General features: G+C 66.8%; 9 protein-coding genes and 1 pseudogene. 4 read left to right on the top strand and 6 right to left on the bottom strand.

The annotated features are described in order from the left end of the window. On the top strand, positions 1–1,536 hold the full coding sequence (locus tag WFI16_RS22725) for a CgeB family protein (protein ID WP_419900138.1): 1,536 nt from the start codon (positions 1–3) through the stop codon (positions 1,534–1,536). A 32-nt stretch (positions 1,537–1,568) separates the two neighbouring features. Here WFI16_RS22725 and WFI16_RS22720 read toward each other — a convergent pair whose 3' ends face one another. Then, the gene (locus WFI16_RS22720; protein WP_419900137.1) at positions 1,569–2,465 is read right to left on the bottom strand and encodes a LysR family transcriptional regulator; all 897 of its coding nucleotides are present in this window, start codon (positions 2,463–2,465) and stop codon (positions 1,569–1,571) included. 80 nt (positions 2,466–2,545) lie between these two features. Between WFI16_RS22720 and WFI16_RS22715 the strand changes: the two genes are divergently transcribed. Beyond that, positions 2,546–2,974 (top strand): hypothetical protein, encoded by a 429-nt coding sequence (locus WFI16_RS22715; protein WP_419900136.1) that lies wholly within the window; start codon positions 2,546–2,548, stop codon positions 2,972–2,974. Between the two features lie 131 nt (positions 2,975–3,105). On the opposite strand, the gene WFI16_RS22710 is transcribed toward WFI16_RS22715, so the two are convergent. The 5 genes and pseudogenes from WFI16_RS22710 to WFI16_RS26960 all read right to left on the bottom strand — a co-directional run bounded on the left by WFI16_RS22710 (position 3,106) and on the right by WFI16_RS26960 (position 7,325). Continuing rightward, on the bottom strand, positions 3,106–5,286 hold the full coding sequence (locus WFI16_RS22710; RefSeq protein ID WP_419900135.1) for a putative bifunctional diguanylate cyclase/phosphodiesterase: 2,181 nt from the start codon (positions 5,284–5,286) through the stop codon (positions 3,106–3,108). 262 nt (positions 5,287–5,548) lie between these two features. Beyond that, positions 5,549–5,887 (bottom strand): transposase, encoded by a 339-nt coding sequence (locus WFI16_RS26965; protein ID WP_442970725.1) that lies wholly within the window; start codon positions 5,885–5,887, stop codon positions 5,549–5,551. 45 nt (positions 5,888–5,932) lie between these two features. Continuing rightward, a pseudogene (locus tag WFI16_RS22700) lies at positions 5,933–6,699 on the bottom strand (IS5 family transposase). A 113-nt stretch (positions 6,700–6,812) separates the two neighbouring features. Next, positions 6,813–7,028: a CcdB family protein gene (locus tag WFI16_RS22695; protein ID WP_419900240.1), complete on the bottom strand. Its 216-nt coding sequence runs from the start codon at positions 7,026–7,028 to the stop codon at positions 6,813–6,815. Positions 7,029–7,043: 15 nt separating this feature from the next. Then, positions 7,044–7,325 (bottom strand): type II toxin-antitoxin system CcdA family antitoxin, encoded by a 282-nt coding sequence (locus tag WFI16_RS26960; RefSeq protein ID WP_442970727.1) that lies wholly within the window; start codon positions 7,323–7,325, stop codon positions 7,044–7,046. 503 nt (positions 7,326–7,828) lie between these two features. Between WFI16_RS26960 and WFI16_RS22685 the strand changes: the two genes are divergently transcribed. Beyond that, complete coding sequence (locus tag WFI16_RS22685) at positions 7,829–13,498, top strand: hypothetical protein (protein ID WP_419900133.1); 5,670 nt, start codon at positions 7,829–7,831, stop codon at positions 13,496–13,498. A gap of 216 nt (positions 13,499–13,714) precedes the next feature. Beyond that, a complete protein-coding gene (locus WFI16_RS22680) occupies positions 13,715–14,113 on the top strand; it encodes a hypothetical protein (protein WP_419900132.1) in 399 nt (132 codons plus the stop codon). Positions 14,114–14,493: the final 380 nt, after the last annotated feature.

The raw sequence follows: 14,493 nt of genomic DNA, 5'->3' as shown, positions 1-14,493 counted from the left end.
GTGACCATCGATCAGGCCGATTTCCTGCCGCAGGCCGGGCTCGACCCGGTGCTGGGCCATGCGGTCAGCGGCTGGGCCGCGCCGGACAGCACCATCACCCTGCTCGACGCCGCCGGCACCCGGCTGGCCACGGCGGTGGCCGACCGGCAGCGGCAGTTCCTGCGCAGCCCGCCGCTGAACCCCCGCTGCGGCTTCCGCATCGCCCTGCCCGCCGCCCTGCTGGACGGCGCCGAGCACCGCCTGCGCGTCACCACCGCCGCCGGCGCCGACCTGCCAGGCAGCCCCTTCAGCTTCCGCGCGACCGCGGCGCGCGGCGGCATCGACCATGTCGCCGGGCATCTGGTCGCCGGCTTCGTCGAGCCCGATCCGGCCGCGCCGGAGGCGCCGGTGGCCCTGGCCGCGGTGCTGGGCGACGAGACGGTGGCCCTGGCCGTGGCGCAGCCCGACCCCGCCAACCCGGCGCGCCGCCGCTTCGTGCTGCTGCTGAAGGACGAGCGGCCGGCCGGGCAGCGCATCCTGCATGTCGGCATCATCGGCGCGGCCGGCCCTCTCGAGGGCAGCCCCGCCATCCTGCCGCCGGCGGCGCCCGCCCTCCTGCGGCTGCGGCCGCAGGACCGGCCGATCAGCATGGCGATCAAGATCTCGGCGCCGAACATCCGCGTTGCCAATGAATGGGGCGACTACCACTTCGCCCGGCAGCTCGGCGCCGCCCTGCAGAAACGCGGCTGGGTGGTGCGCGTCGACTGCCAGGACGAGTGGGAGCGGCGCGGCGACGACGTGGCCCTCGCGCTGCGCGGCCGGCACCGCTACCGGGTCGATCCGCAGGCGGTGAACCTGATGTGGCAGATCAGCCATCCCGACCGCGTCGCCGATGGCGAGATGGATGACTACGACCACATCTTCGTGGCCTCCGACATCTACGCCAAGATCCTGGCGCCGCAGACCCGCGCCCCGGTCAGCGCGCTGCACCAGGCGACCGATGCCAGCGTCTTCCACCCGCCCGAGGTGCCGCTGCCGCTGGAGCAGACCCCGCTCTTCGTCGGCAATTCCCGCAAGGAGTACCGGACACTGGTGAAGTGGTGCGTCGATGCGGGGATCGACGTCGCCGTCTTCGGCTCGCTCTGGGAAGGGGTGATCCCGGAGCGCTTCATCCGCGGCCGCTTCATCTCCAATGCCGAGCTGCACCAGTGGTACGGCTCCTGCGGCGTGCTGCTGAACGACCATTGGGACACGATGCGCGACTTCGGCTTCCTGTCGAACCGGCTGTTCGACGCCTCGGCCGCCGGCGCCTTCATCATCACCGATGCGGTGCGTGGCCTGTCGGAGGTCTTCGGCGACGCCATCGAGGTGGCGCGCGACGCCGACGAGCTGAAGCGCAAGATTTCCTTCTATCTGGCCAACCCCCAGGCGCGGGCCGAGAAGGTGGCGCGGGCGCGGAAGATCGTGCTCGACGGCCATACCTTCGACCACCGCGCCGAGACCATCGCCGCGGCCTATCACCGGCTGGCAGCGCAGCCGCGGCGCGCGGCGTCCTGACCTGACAGGGGGGCCGGCCGCGGCCACCTTGTTCAAGGGCGCAGCGCGGCCAGGTTCTCGGCCAGCCAGCGAGCGAGCAGAAAGGAACCTTCGGGCAGGCGGCGGCCGGCGCGGTGCAGCAGATGCGCGCTGGCCTCGGCCAGCACCGGATCGCTGAGCCGGATCGCCCGCAGCCGTCCGGCCGCGAGCTCGCCGCTGGCGGCGAATTCCGGCAGGAAGGTCACCCCCATCCCCGCCAGCACGAAGCGGCGCAACAACTCGACCGAGCCGGTCTCCAGCCGCGGCGTCAGGCGGAAGCCGCCATCGGCCTCGGCGCGGGCCAGCAGGTGGCGGATGCCATGGCCGGTGGAGAGCAGCGCCGCCGGCTCGGCGGCCAGCTCGGCCAGGCGCAGCGGGCCGCCGCGATGCGGATGGTCGGGCGGCACCAGGGCGACCAGCGGCTGGCGGGCCCACGCCAGGCTCTGCAGCAGCGGATGCGCCGGGGGGTTGTAGGCCAGGCCGAGCTCCGCCTCGCCTTCCGCGAGCGCCGCCTGGATGCGGTCGGTGCCGCCCGGGACGATGACGAAGCGCAGGCCTGGATGCCGGGCGGAGAACCCGGCCAGGCCGCGCTCCAGCAGATCCGCCAGGAAGCCATCGCCGCAGCAGAGGCGGATGGTCCCCTCCAGCCCGCCCCGCAGCCGGCGCAGCTGGTCGCGCAGCGCCGTGGCCTCCTCCTCCTGGCGCTGGGCATGCAGCGCCACGGCCTGACCGGCCTCGGTCGGCTGCACACCGCGCGGCAGGCGCTCGAGCAGCGGCTGGCCCGCCTCGGCCTCCAGCTCGGCCACCTGGCGGCTGACCGCCGAGGGCGCGACACGCAGCGCCGCCGCCGCCGCGCGGATCGAGCCCGCGCGCACCACGGCCAGGAAGTAGCGCAGCGCCCTGTCGTTCATCCACGCCATTCTGGGCGGCCTTCGCGCAAAGGGCGAGCCCCTCGCGGCAACCAGCAAGCGGCAGGAACGTTGGCTCGGGCATGGAGCAGCAGATCACCATCGCCCGTCCCGCCGCCGCGGTCTTCGCCTATCTGGCGGAGCCGCGGAACCTGCAGGCCTGGCTGCCGCAGTTGCGGCGCGACGAGACCCCCATGCCGCGCGAAGGCCTGGAGGGCGATGCCGCCCAGGGGCGGCTGCACTGGTCCTTCGAGCCGGCCGGTGAGTGGCACATCGAGGACCACGGCAAGCTGACCGTGCTGCGGCTGGCGATCACCGCACGGGGCGCCCGGCCGAACGATCCCACCGAGCGCGAGACCCCTGCCCAGGCCCTGGAGCATGGCATGGAGGCGGCGCTGCAGAGCGTCAAGTCGCATCTGGAAGGTGCCGGCGGCGGCGATCCGGATCTGCGGATGCCGGATGCTGACCATCGGGTCTATGGCCACAAGGCGGTGCCTGACCAGGATCCGTGAACCAGCGGGGCTGCAGCCGCTGTCGCATGGCCGGGGACTGCGGCTGTATTAAAGCCCTGCCAGGATAGGGCAGTCCGCCCGATGTCAGTGACGGTCGGGACGTGGAGGTGAGGGCCTGATCCGCCCCGACCTCAGCCGCGGAGCAGCTCGGCTGGCGCAGGGCGGCCGTAGAGATAGCCTTGTCCTTCCTGGCAGCCCAGCTCCTGCAGCAGCCTTGCCTGAGACGAGGTCTCGATTCCTTCCGCAATCACCGCCAGTCGCAGCCGCTGCGCAATGGTCAGCACCGCTTCCACGATGGCTATGCTGTGAGGATCGGTGCCGAGGTCGGTGACGAAGCTGCGGTCGATCTTCAGGCGTGTCAGCGGGAAATCCTTCAGCGTCGACAGCGACGCGAAGCCGGTACCGAAATCGTCGAAGGCGATGCCGACACCGCGCCGGTAGAGCTGCTGCAGCGATTCCATCACCACGTCCCGCCGGCGCAGCGCCACGGTTTCGGTCACCTCGATCTCCAGCACCTCCGCCGGCAGGCCATGGCGGTGCAGGCTGGCTTCCACGACTTCCGCCAGGTCACCACGGCGGAACTGCTCGCTGAACATATTGACCCCGACGCGCAGCGCCAGCCCGGCGCGACGCCATAGGGCGGCCTGCCGGCAGGCTTCCTCGAGGATCCAGTCCCCCACCAGCCCGGCATGCGGGCCGTTCTCCAGCTCGGTCAGGAAGGCGCCCGGTGCCAGCAGGCCGCGCGTCGGGTGCTGCCAGCGCAGCAGCGCTTCGACGCCCAGAAGCTTGCCATCCTTCAAGCCGACCTGCGGCTGGTAGAAGAGGCGGAACTGTCCGCTCCTGGCCGCCAGGCTCAGTTCCTCCCGCAGGATGCGCTGGGCCTGGTTCTCGGCCCGCATGGCGGCATCGTAGATCCGCAGTGCCCCTCCGCCGGCGCCCCGGGCAGCCATCAAAGCGAGATAGGCATCAGCCAGCAGCGCCTCGCCGGAGGGAGCGGGGCCATGGGCAATGGCCGCGGAAGCGCCGATCTCCACCAGCCGGCCCTGGATATCAAAGGGCCGCGCCCGGAGTGCCTGCTGCAGATGTTCCGCTACGGCTTCCGGCGGCTCCTGCACACCGCTGGCCGGCAGCACCACGGCGAATTCCTTGTCGCCCAGCCGCGCCAGCGTGCCGCGCCCACCGAGAGCCTCCCGCAGCCGCTGGCCGATCCGGTGCAGCAGGTCGTCGCCGGCGGAATAGCCCAGCGCATCGGTTAGGTCCCGGAAGCCGTCCAGGTACAGCAGCACCAGCACCGTCGCGGCCTGGCGACGGAAAGCCCGCTCCAGCGCCTCCAGCAGCGCCGCGCGATTGGCCAAGCCGGTCAAACCGTCATAATGCGCGAGGTAGCGCAGCTGCTTCTCTACCTTGCGGCGATCGGAAATGTCGCGCACCGAGGCCCCGAAGGAGATCTCGCCATTCTCCTGGCGCCAGCAGGACAGGGTGATCTCGGCCGGGAACTCATGGCCGTTCCGGTGCATGGCGAAGAGTTCGATGCTGCGCCCGGGGTAACCCTCCACACTGCCGGAGGCGATCATCCGCGCCATGCCAGCCGCATGCTCCTCCCGCATCCGCGGCGGCACGATGATGTCCATGGAGCAGCCGATGGCCTCATCGGTGCGCCACCCGAACAAGCGCTCGGCGGCGCGGTTCCAATGGGTGATGATGCCCGCTGACGTGGTGCAGATCACGCCGCTGGGTGTGGCGGCTGCCATCTGCTCGAACCGCGCCACCTGGGCCAGTCGCTCCCGCTCCACCCGCTGCATTTCCAGCCGGTCCATGGCCACGGTCGCCAGATCCGCCAGCAGGGCGGCATCAGGCGCGGGCAAGGCTGGCCGCGGCAGGGTGTCCAGGATGCAGAGCGTGCCCAACCGGTGGCCATTCAGCGGGCTGATCAGTGGCGCGCCGGCGTAGAAGCGGACGCCCATGGAGCCGGTGACCAAGGGATTGGCGACGAAACGCGGGTCCAGCGTCGCGTCCGGCACCACCATCACACAGTCCGTCGCCAGCGCATGGGCGCAGAAGGAGATGCTGCGTGACGTGCGGTCCTGCGGCATGCCGGCGCGGGCCACAAAGCACTGCTCATGCTCGCCCACCAGGCTGATCAGGGCGATGGGCACCCGGAACAGCCGGCACGCGAACTGCACGATATGATCGAGGTCTGCGCCAGAAAGCTCCCCTGCCGGACCGTAGGTCGCCACGGCCTGCAGGCGGCCGACCTCGTAGGAAAGGTCGGCCATGAGGACGGGATTGGTGGAGGAAAGTTCGGCCGACATCAGCTTCTGCTGCAGAAAGCCATCACCTGCCGTGCCTTCGTATCGAATTCAATAAAGAATTTTGCAATCAGTGCAAATTTTGTTTGCTGCTGGGACCGCTAACGCATTGAGTTGAGGACGAGTTCTCCGCGGCAACTCATCGCCGCGCTCAATTCTGTAAAGCTTAGGCTCAGAACTCATTGACCAGAAAAGTCCGGTAGCCGCCGGGCAGATGGCTGAAAAGAAGTATGGGCGCAGCGGCGTACCGCAGGGCGACGGGGCGCTAGTTCTTGAGGCGGTTGGACATCGTCTCGATGCGATGGCGCTGGCGGTAGGGTCCCTTGTCGTCAGGGATCGGGATCTTCCGGCTACGGGTCGAGGGTATGATGCCGCGGGTGATAAGGACTTCACGGAACCGGCGGCTTATACGGCAGCCCAAGGCAGGTCGTTCGGCATCCCACGCCACGGCGCCAGTCTTGATGATAGGACGCCATCCGTTGAACACCTCCCGCAGCACATGCGCGCGCTGACCACCGTGCTTGGGCATCAACGTCAGATAGGGCGCGACCGGCGCTCCTTCATTGTCAGTAACGTCGGAAGGGTGAGGCTTGCGGGCAGTCATACCGCGCCGCCTGACCGTTCGCCGGCTGTAGGTCGCCAACAGCTTCTAGGTCGCGGAATCATAATGCCGCAGCCACAGCCGTGACGCAGCGAGGTGCAGGGCAGCGAGATAATTGCGCAAGAGCTTGTCGAAGCGCCTGGCGATTTGTCGGAAGTGCTTCATGCGGTTGAAGAAGCGTTCGACGAGATTGCGCTTCCGGTAAAGCTCGGGCGGCACTGATCTCTGTTGCTTCCGGTCTCGCTGGGTTGGGATGTGAGCCTGCCCACCGCGCGCGGCGACGAGATCCAGGATGGCCCAAGCGTCGTAACCGCGGTCAGCGACCAGGTCCCGGCCCGGCTGCAGGCGCTCGATGAGGACCGGGGCAGCGGCCTTGTCGGAGGCCTGCCCTGCCGAGACCAGCAGCACCAGCGGCAGGCTAGACCCGTCGACGGCTGCGTGGATCTTGGTTGTCAGTCCTCCACGAGAACGGCCGATGGCGTGATCCGAGCCCCCTTTTGACCCCCCGCTGCATGCTGATGGGCGCGCACGATCGAGCTGTCGATCAGCTGCAGCGACTGCGGTGAACTGGCCGCCAGCCTCTCGAAGATCCGCAGCCACACACCAGCGCGCGCCCAACGATTGTAGCGGTTGTAGACCGTCGTATAGGGACCATACCGCTCCGGCAGGTCGCGCCAGGGCGAGCCGGTCCGCAGAACGTAGAAAATCCCGTTCAGCACCCGCCGGTCATCGACACGGGGTACGCCCCGCGGCTTGTTTGGCAGCAGCGGGGCGATAATCGACCACTCGCTCTCCGTCAGGTCGAACCGGGCCATTTGACGCTCCTCACCATTTGGAGCCTTGAATCAGGGCCAGCCGACCAGCGCAAGCTTCATGAGTTCACGAGCTAGGCGCTTTCGGGGGGCGGAAGCAAACTTGGCCGGGTGCGTCACGCCTGGCTGAGCAGTTCGTCGACGGCGCGCAGCAGGGCGGCGCGGTCGGCCTCGTCCTCGATCCGGCCGAGGGGGGCGCCGAGCCGGGCCAGTGGCACGGTCGCCAGTTCGAAGGGATTGGCGATCAGCCGGCGGCCGGCGAAGACGAGGCCTGGGGTCAGCCAATGCGCCTCGGCGTCGAAGGCGGCGGGCTCGACGAGCGGGATGACCAGGCGGCTGGCGGCACGTTACAGCCGGCTCGATTGCAGCGACACGACGAAGGGGATGGCCGCGCACTGGCGGGGATTCCGGCAGACATCGAATTGCGGCACGGCTGGCGGCGCTAAGAGCGTCGGGAAGTCGTCGGGTAGATGGCCGTTCGCCGCATGAAAGCGGTTGGCGCCATCGACGGCCCGGTCGATGCCGGCATCCTCGGCGCGGCGGCGGACGGCTTCCTGCTCGACGTAAGCCGCCAGCAGATCTTCCAGCGTGCCGCTGAGGTTGCGCGTATAGGCCTGCGCCTGGGTCAGCAGGCCGGCATTGATGGTGACGTTGATCGCCCGCTTGGGGGCATGGCGGTCATGGCCCCTGGGAAGGGGTCCATGTGGATGCCATGGGGATGAGGATCGGCGTTAGAAAGGTGGGAGTCGAGGAAAGCCAGCCTCTGTAATTTCATTCAGGCAACATCTCGACAATCAACGCGAAATATCGTCAGGTAAAAAACAGCCAAGTTCATGCCATGAGCTTTCATGACGCAGCGTTCCGTCGCATTTTTGCGTCCATCCAGCACCCCTGCGGCCACGGTTAATATCGTGGCCACGATCGTGGCCCCATGACTGTCTCGACCATGAACGGAAGGGCCCGCCCTGCAGTGCTGAAGCGAGAGGTGTTGGCCTGTCTGCGGGGCAACCGTGCCCTTGCCCTGGGCCGACCTTGCTTCCCGCTGGGCTTTCCGCCGGCAGATGCTGTTGGCCCCCGCCGCCACCCCTGCTTCACCACCACCACCTCCTGATGCTGCTCGAGGGTTATCGACATGGCGACCTTTAATCTGACCCTCGACGACGACACCTTCGTCGGTGGGAATGACGACGACATCTTCTTCGTCCCGTCGAACATCAGCCGCCTCGCCGGCACCGATATCCTGAAGGGCGGCAACGGCACGGATGTGCTGCAGCTCTCCTCCTCAGCGCTGTCACTCGGCTACACCAAGCTCGCCGGGCTGCAATCCGTCGAGATCATCGACATGCAGGCGGCGACAACCAGCATCTCGCTGAGCCTCGACGCCTATGCCGTCAGCCAGGCCAGCGACATGCGCCTGACGCTGCGCTTTTCCAACAACAGCATGACCCTCGATACCTCGGCGGTGGGCGGGATCGGCCATGTGGTCCTGCAAGGCACCGGCCAGGTCACGCTCCGCAACTTCGCTGGCCAGTCGGTGGAGATCGCCGACGGCGTCAACGGCCGCGTGGCTGGCGGCGAGTTCAACGACCGAATCATTGGCGGAACCGGTCACGACGTCCTTCAGGGCAATGTCGGCGACGACAATCTTTTCGGCGGCGCCGGCAATGACGGCCTAGACGGCGGGACAGGCCATGATGCCCTGTTCGGCGACGACGGCGACGATATCCTGACGGGCGGCGCCGGCTTCGACCTTCTCGCGGGCGGAGCGGGCCAAGACAGGCTGACGGGCGGCGCCGATGCGGATACCTTCGTCATCGCCGCAGGCTCCATGGTGACGGTCACCGACTTCGATGTAGCCGATGCGCTTGAGGTCATCGACCTCCGCGCCCTGGCCGGCGTCACCGGCTTCGCCGGGCTCAGCATCGTCCAGAGCGGCGCGGATGCCGTCGTGACGGCGGCTGGCACGACCGTTATCCTGAAGGGCGTCCAGGCCTCGGCACTGGGCGCCGACGATTTCGTCTTCACTGGCGACACCCGCCTGACCGCGGGCGAGATCATGTCGGCCGATGCCCTGATCAGCCTGACGCCGGAGGCCGACACAGCGACCGGCACAACCGGGCGCGACATCTTCGCTCTGAGCGGCAGCATCGCCCGCCTTACGGGCGAGGATCATCTCAATGGCGGCGCCGGCGACGACATTCTTCGCATCTCGGCAACCGCCCCCTCGATCAGCGAAGTCCGCCTGACCGGCCTGACCTCGATCGAGCGCATCGACCTGGTGTCCTCGACCGGCGGCGCGGAGCTCCACCTGGATGCCGCCGCCGTCGACCAGGCCGACGGCGATCACCTCACGGTTGCTTTCGGCAGCAACGACCTGATCATCGACACCAAGCAGGTGAACGGCTTCGGTCATGTCGTGCTCGAGGGCACCGGGACCATCAAGGTGGTCAACTTCGGCATCCAGACCTTCGACCTCGCCGATGGTCCGGGCAATCTGGTCAACGGCGGCGATGGTCAGGAATTCGTCCAAGGCGGCGCCGGCAACGACCGCATCTACGGCAACCTCAACGACGACAGCTTGAATGGCGGGGCCGGCGACGACCTGCTGGACGGCGGCATCGGCAACGACCAGCTGCGCGGGGAAGACGGCAACGACACGCTGAACGGCGGCAGCGGCACCGATGTGCTGGATGGCGGGGCCGGCGATGACATCCTCAACGGCGGCGACGATGCCGATCTGATCACCGGCGGGGCGGGCGCCGACACCATCGACGGCGGGGCCGGCGGCGACATGCTGAACATCGGCTTCGGCAACGACATCGTCGCCGGCGGGGCAGACGGCGACACCTTCGTCATCGTCGCCGGCGGCGGCACCACCACCATCACCGATTTCGACCTGGGCGACCGGCTGGAGCGGATTGACCTGCGCGCCTTCGGCAGTATCACCGAGTTCAATGACTTGGCTATCGCTGACACCCTGCAAGGCGCCCGGCTTGACCTCGGCAACGGCACGACGCTGATCCTGTCAGGGATCACCGCCGCGGAGCTCAAGACTGATCAATTCATCTTCGCGGGTGAGGATGCGCTGACCTACAAGGTATCGGTGGGGGCCACCGCCAGCTCCGTGTCCGCCCTGCTGAACGGGGCGCCCGCCGGCGCCGTGGTCAAGATGGCCGCCGGCGACTTCTACTTCGACAGCGGCATTCAGATCGAGCGCAGCGACGTCACTCTCGAAGGGGCGGGCAGCGGCCAGACCATCATCCACTCCACCATCCCGGGCAGCGCGGCCAGCTCAGCGCTGCTGGTTCATTCGGACGACATCCGCACCGTCAGCGGCACCTTCACCGCCAGCAGCGCGCTGAACGCGACGCAGATCCAGGTTGACTCGCTCGGCACCATCAAGGTCGGCGATGTCATCTATGTCTCGCAGCCCAATGACGACGCCTATCTGGCGGCAACCGGCAATACCGGCCTGATCTACCCCACCACTGCGCCGGAAGATCAGCCACGCTACGTGCTGCGCGAGGCCATGGTCGAGGTCACGGCCATCTCGGGCAATACCCTTACGCTGTCGCACCCCCTGCCCTATGCCTTCGAGGCCGGCAAGGCGACCGTCCAGGAATCCCGGTTGCTGGAGAATGTGACGGTCACCGGTCTGACCATCACGGTCGATGGCCCGGCCGCTGACCCCTACTCCTTCGCCAACGAGAATGAGGCCTGGAACGGCATCCCGACGATCGAGTTCGACCAGGTTCGCAGCTCGACGATCAGCGACGTCACCGTGCTGCAGTCACGGTCGATCCCCTTCAAGTTCCAGCGCAGCTTCGAGGTGACCGGCGACGGGCTGACCGCCGACGGTGCCCATAACAAGGATGCCGGTGACGGCTACGGCCTCTACCTGATCGAGGCTTTCGCCAATACTTTCACTGACATCACCATGCTGAACGTCCGGCACGGCGTCATCACCTCGAGCTTCAACGCCGAGCACTATAACTACGTCGAGGTGACGAAGACCAACCGCGACATCAACTTCCACGGCAGCCCAGACTCCTCCAACACCATCATCATCCATGAGATGATTATGGACTATGGAGACGGCGTCGATGCGACCGAGTGGCGCGCAGTCTCGCCAGGCGTCTTCCCGATCCACCCGCTGTCGACGATCACGGCCAACGACGTCCGCTTCGACTATGTCATCGCCGGCGGCCGCGACGACCGCCTGGTCGCCTCGGACAACGGCGCGTACATGGACGGCGGCGCACTGGGCGACACGCTGATCGGCGGCGCTGGCAACGACACTCTTATCGGCGGTCTGCATGCCGACATCCTGTCGGGTGGCGGCGGCCGGGATCAGTTCATCCGCGATGTCTACGCCGGCGCCGACACGATCACCGACTTCCAGGGCGGCGCCAACGGCGACATCCTGGTATTGCGCGGCTACGCGCTGACCAGCTTCGCCGAGCTCACCCTGGTGCAGAACGGCGCCGACACGCTGGTCGACCTGGGCAGCGCGGGTTCGATCCTGCTGAAGAACTTCACCGCCAGCAACCTGACCTCCGGCAATGTTCGCTTCGTCGCCGTGGGCGACGCCAGCACGATCGACGCCACAGGGACCACGACCCGGGTCATCGGCAGCGACGGCGCCGACACCATCACCGCGACCAAGTATGTCCTGGAGAACGCCCTCCCCGTGACGGGCGGCGCCGGCTATGACGTGCTCAAGGTCAACGGCGGCTTCCTCAACGCCAGCACCGCCACCTTCGGCAGCTTCAACAGCATCGAGGCGCTCGACGTCAGCAGCATCGCCACGGTCTCGCTGAAGTTCAGCGACGCCATCCTGGCCCAGTCCACCGGCAAGAGCCTGTCGCTGATCGTCGGCGAAAGCGGCACGGCCGTGGCGCTGGACGTCGGTACCCCGGCGGGCGGCGCGGAGCTGGTGGTTGACGGCGCCCGCAAGGTCACCCTGTCGGGCAGCCGCGCCCAGACGATCCATGTCGGCGACCGCGTCGGCGGCAACATCGTCGGCGGCGTGGCCGCGGACACCATCGTCGGCGGCATCAAGGTGGACAACCTGGAAGGCGGCGCCGGAGACGATCATCTCATCGGCAATGCCGGCAACGACATCCTGTCGGGCGGCCTGGGCGACGACATCCTCCAGGGTGGCGCCGGCGCGGATCAGCTGATCGGCGGCGAGGGCAGCGATACCGCGAGCTATCTCGGCGCCGCCGCCGCTCTTCTCATTGACATGGAGAAGCTGCAGATCAACACCGGCGAAGCGGCCGGCGACACCTATGTCTCCATCGAGAATCTGATTGGCAGCGCTTTCGCCGACAATCTGCGGGGCGATGCCGCGGGCAACGTCATCGATGGGGGCGCCGGCAACGACACCCTCTATGGCCGTGATGGCGACGACGTTCTGATCGGCGGCCTCGGCGCCGATTATCTGGTTGGTGGCAACGGCCGCGACACCGCCTCCTACGCTGCCGCCACGACCGCGGTGATCGTCGACTTCGAGAAAGCGTCGGTCAACACCGGCGAGGCCGCTGGCGACACCTACTTCAAGCTCGAGAATATCGTCGGCACGGCCTTCGCCGACAGCCTGCGCGGCGATCTTGGGGCTAATCTCCTCATGGGCGGCGCCGGCGACGACGTGCTGTTTGGGCGGGCCGGCAACGACATCCTGATCGGCGGCGCCGGCGCGGATCTCCTGAACGGTGGCTCGGGCATCAACACGGCTTCATATATCGATGCCAGGGTCGGCCTGATCGCCGACCTGGCGGTGGCCACCAACAATACTGGGGATGCCGCCGGCGACGTCTATGTCTCTGGCTATATCCAGAACCTGACCGGCTCGTCCTTCGCCGACATTCTTCGCGGCGATGCGCAGAACAACGTTCTCGACGGCGGGATTGGCGCCGACACCATGCAGGGCCGGGCCGGCAACGACACTTATATTGTCGACAACATCGGCGATCGGGTGATCGAGTTGGCCGGCGAGGGCACCGACACCATCCAGGCCAGCGTTAGCTACAGCCTGGCCGGCCTGGAGGTCGAGAACCTGACCCTAACTGGCACAGCCGCCATCAACGGGACCGGCAATGCCTATGCCAACGTCATCGTCGGCAATGCGGCCGACAACGTCATCGATGGCGGCGCAGGCGCCGATAACATGCGCGGCGGCAAGGGCGACGACTACTATATTGTAGATCATGTCGGAGACGTGGTGATCGAGGGCAAGGGCAACGGCAACGACACGGTGCGCAGCACGGTCAGCTTCAGCCTAGGCGGCCAGGACATCGAGAACATGATCCTCAGCGGCGCTGGCAGCATCAACGGAACGGGCAACGGCCTGGCCAACGTGATCACGGGCAATTCCCGAGCCAACACCTTGGATGGCGGCAACGGCGATGACACCCTGAGCGGCGGCGGCGGCAACGACATCCTGAAGGGCGGCGCTGGGCGAGACACGCTGACAGGTGGTTCCGGCGCCGATCAGTTCCATTTCACCACGGCGCTGAACGCCTCGAACAACGTCGACACGATCACGGACTTCACGGTGGCCGAGGACTTAATCTATCTGTCGCTGACCATCTTCAAGGGGCTGGGCACGGCAGGGAAGCTGCCTTCGGCGGCGTTCCATATGGGAACGGCGGCGGCGGATGCCGCGGACCGGATCATCTATAACAATGCGACCGGCGCCCTGTATTACGACGCTGATGGCAATGGGTCTAGCTCGGCGATTCACTTCGCCACGGTGACGGCCGGAACCGGGCTGAACCAGGACCACTTCGTCATTTTCTGATTGCCCGATGGCGCTGATATTCAGCGGCCTCAGCCATTCGGCTGGGACCCTCCCTCTTTGGCGTCATGTCCCGCCGCGCCAGATGTCGTGAGGCGGGCTTCAAACAGTCACATTGCGCGAGAATATTTGTCATAATTGATTCCGATTTCAGATGTACCGATTCATCAGAACTGCGGTTCTTGCCTGTTTACCTTCCATCATTGAAAGCCTGCATCGATGCCAAGCAATCCGATGGAACAGTTACCAACGAGCCGCATTCTGCTTGTGGAAGAGGACGACATCCGCTCCGACAGTCTTCTGGCATCCTTGCAGAAGGCTGGGGCCGTCGTTTCCGGCCCTGTTCGCAGTGTGGGTGCCGCCCTGCTGACCCTTCGCACTGAACGAATCTCTGCAGTCATTTTCGCTGCGAGCCTGGAGAGAGGCCTCGGCGCCGAGGAGCTGGGCGCTATTCTGGCTGAGCAGCACATGCCTTCCCTGGTCATTGACTGGAGCCCCATGTGCTCGCCGAAGACACGAATCGCTGGCGAGCAGTTGGCTTGGCCGTTTTCCCATCTCACCTTCATTGCGGCCGTCTATCGCGTGGTGACGGAGATGCCGGCCGAACTCGCAGGCTGAGCCCGAGGGGCCTGAAAGCACGACAATCCCTGCTTAGCGCATCAGGCAGTGCTCGAAGGCTCTCAGGCATAACGCGAAGTCGGTTTCTGCTTTAACTCAGGCGGCACGTCTTCATCGGCCAACATTCCTTCGGAACGCTATGCACGAGCTCGGCGCTGAAAGGCTTGTTGATGAACCTGACCTGACTGGGCAGGTCTCCATCCTTGGGCTGCATTTGGCCGGAGGCGACAACGATGCGGATGTCGGCCAGTTCTGATCCACCATGAGCGCAAGCTAGAGCATGATCCGACCTGTTTGACTCGGACGGGGATTCCCGGGCGGCTGGAAATCTGATTCACCCTGTTGGCCGGGAGGAGGCCGGTGGTGATGAGCAGAGCGCT

Source organism: Roseomonas sp. USHLN139 (genome assembly GCF_037145735.1).
Lineage (GTDB): Bacteria > Pseudomonadota > Alphaproteobacteria > Acetobacterales > Acetobacteraceae > Pseudoroseomonas.
This window is presented reverse-complemented; position numbering and strand designations above follow the sequence as displayed.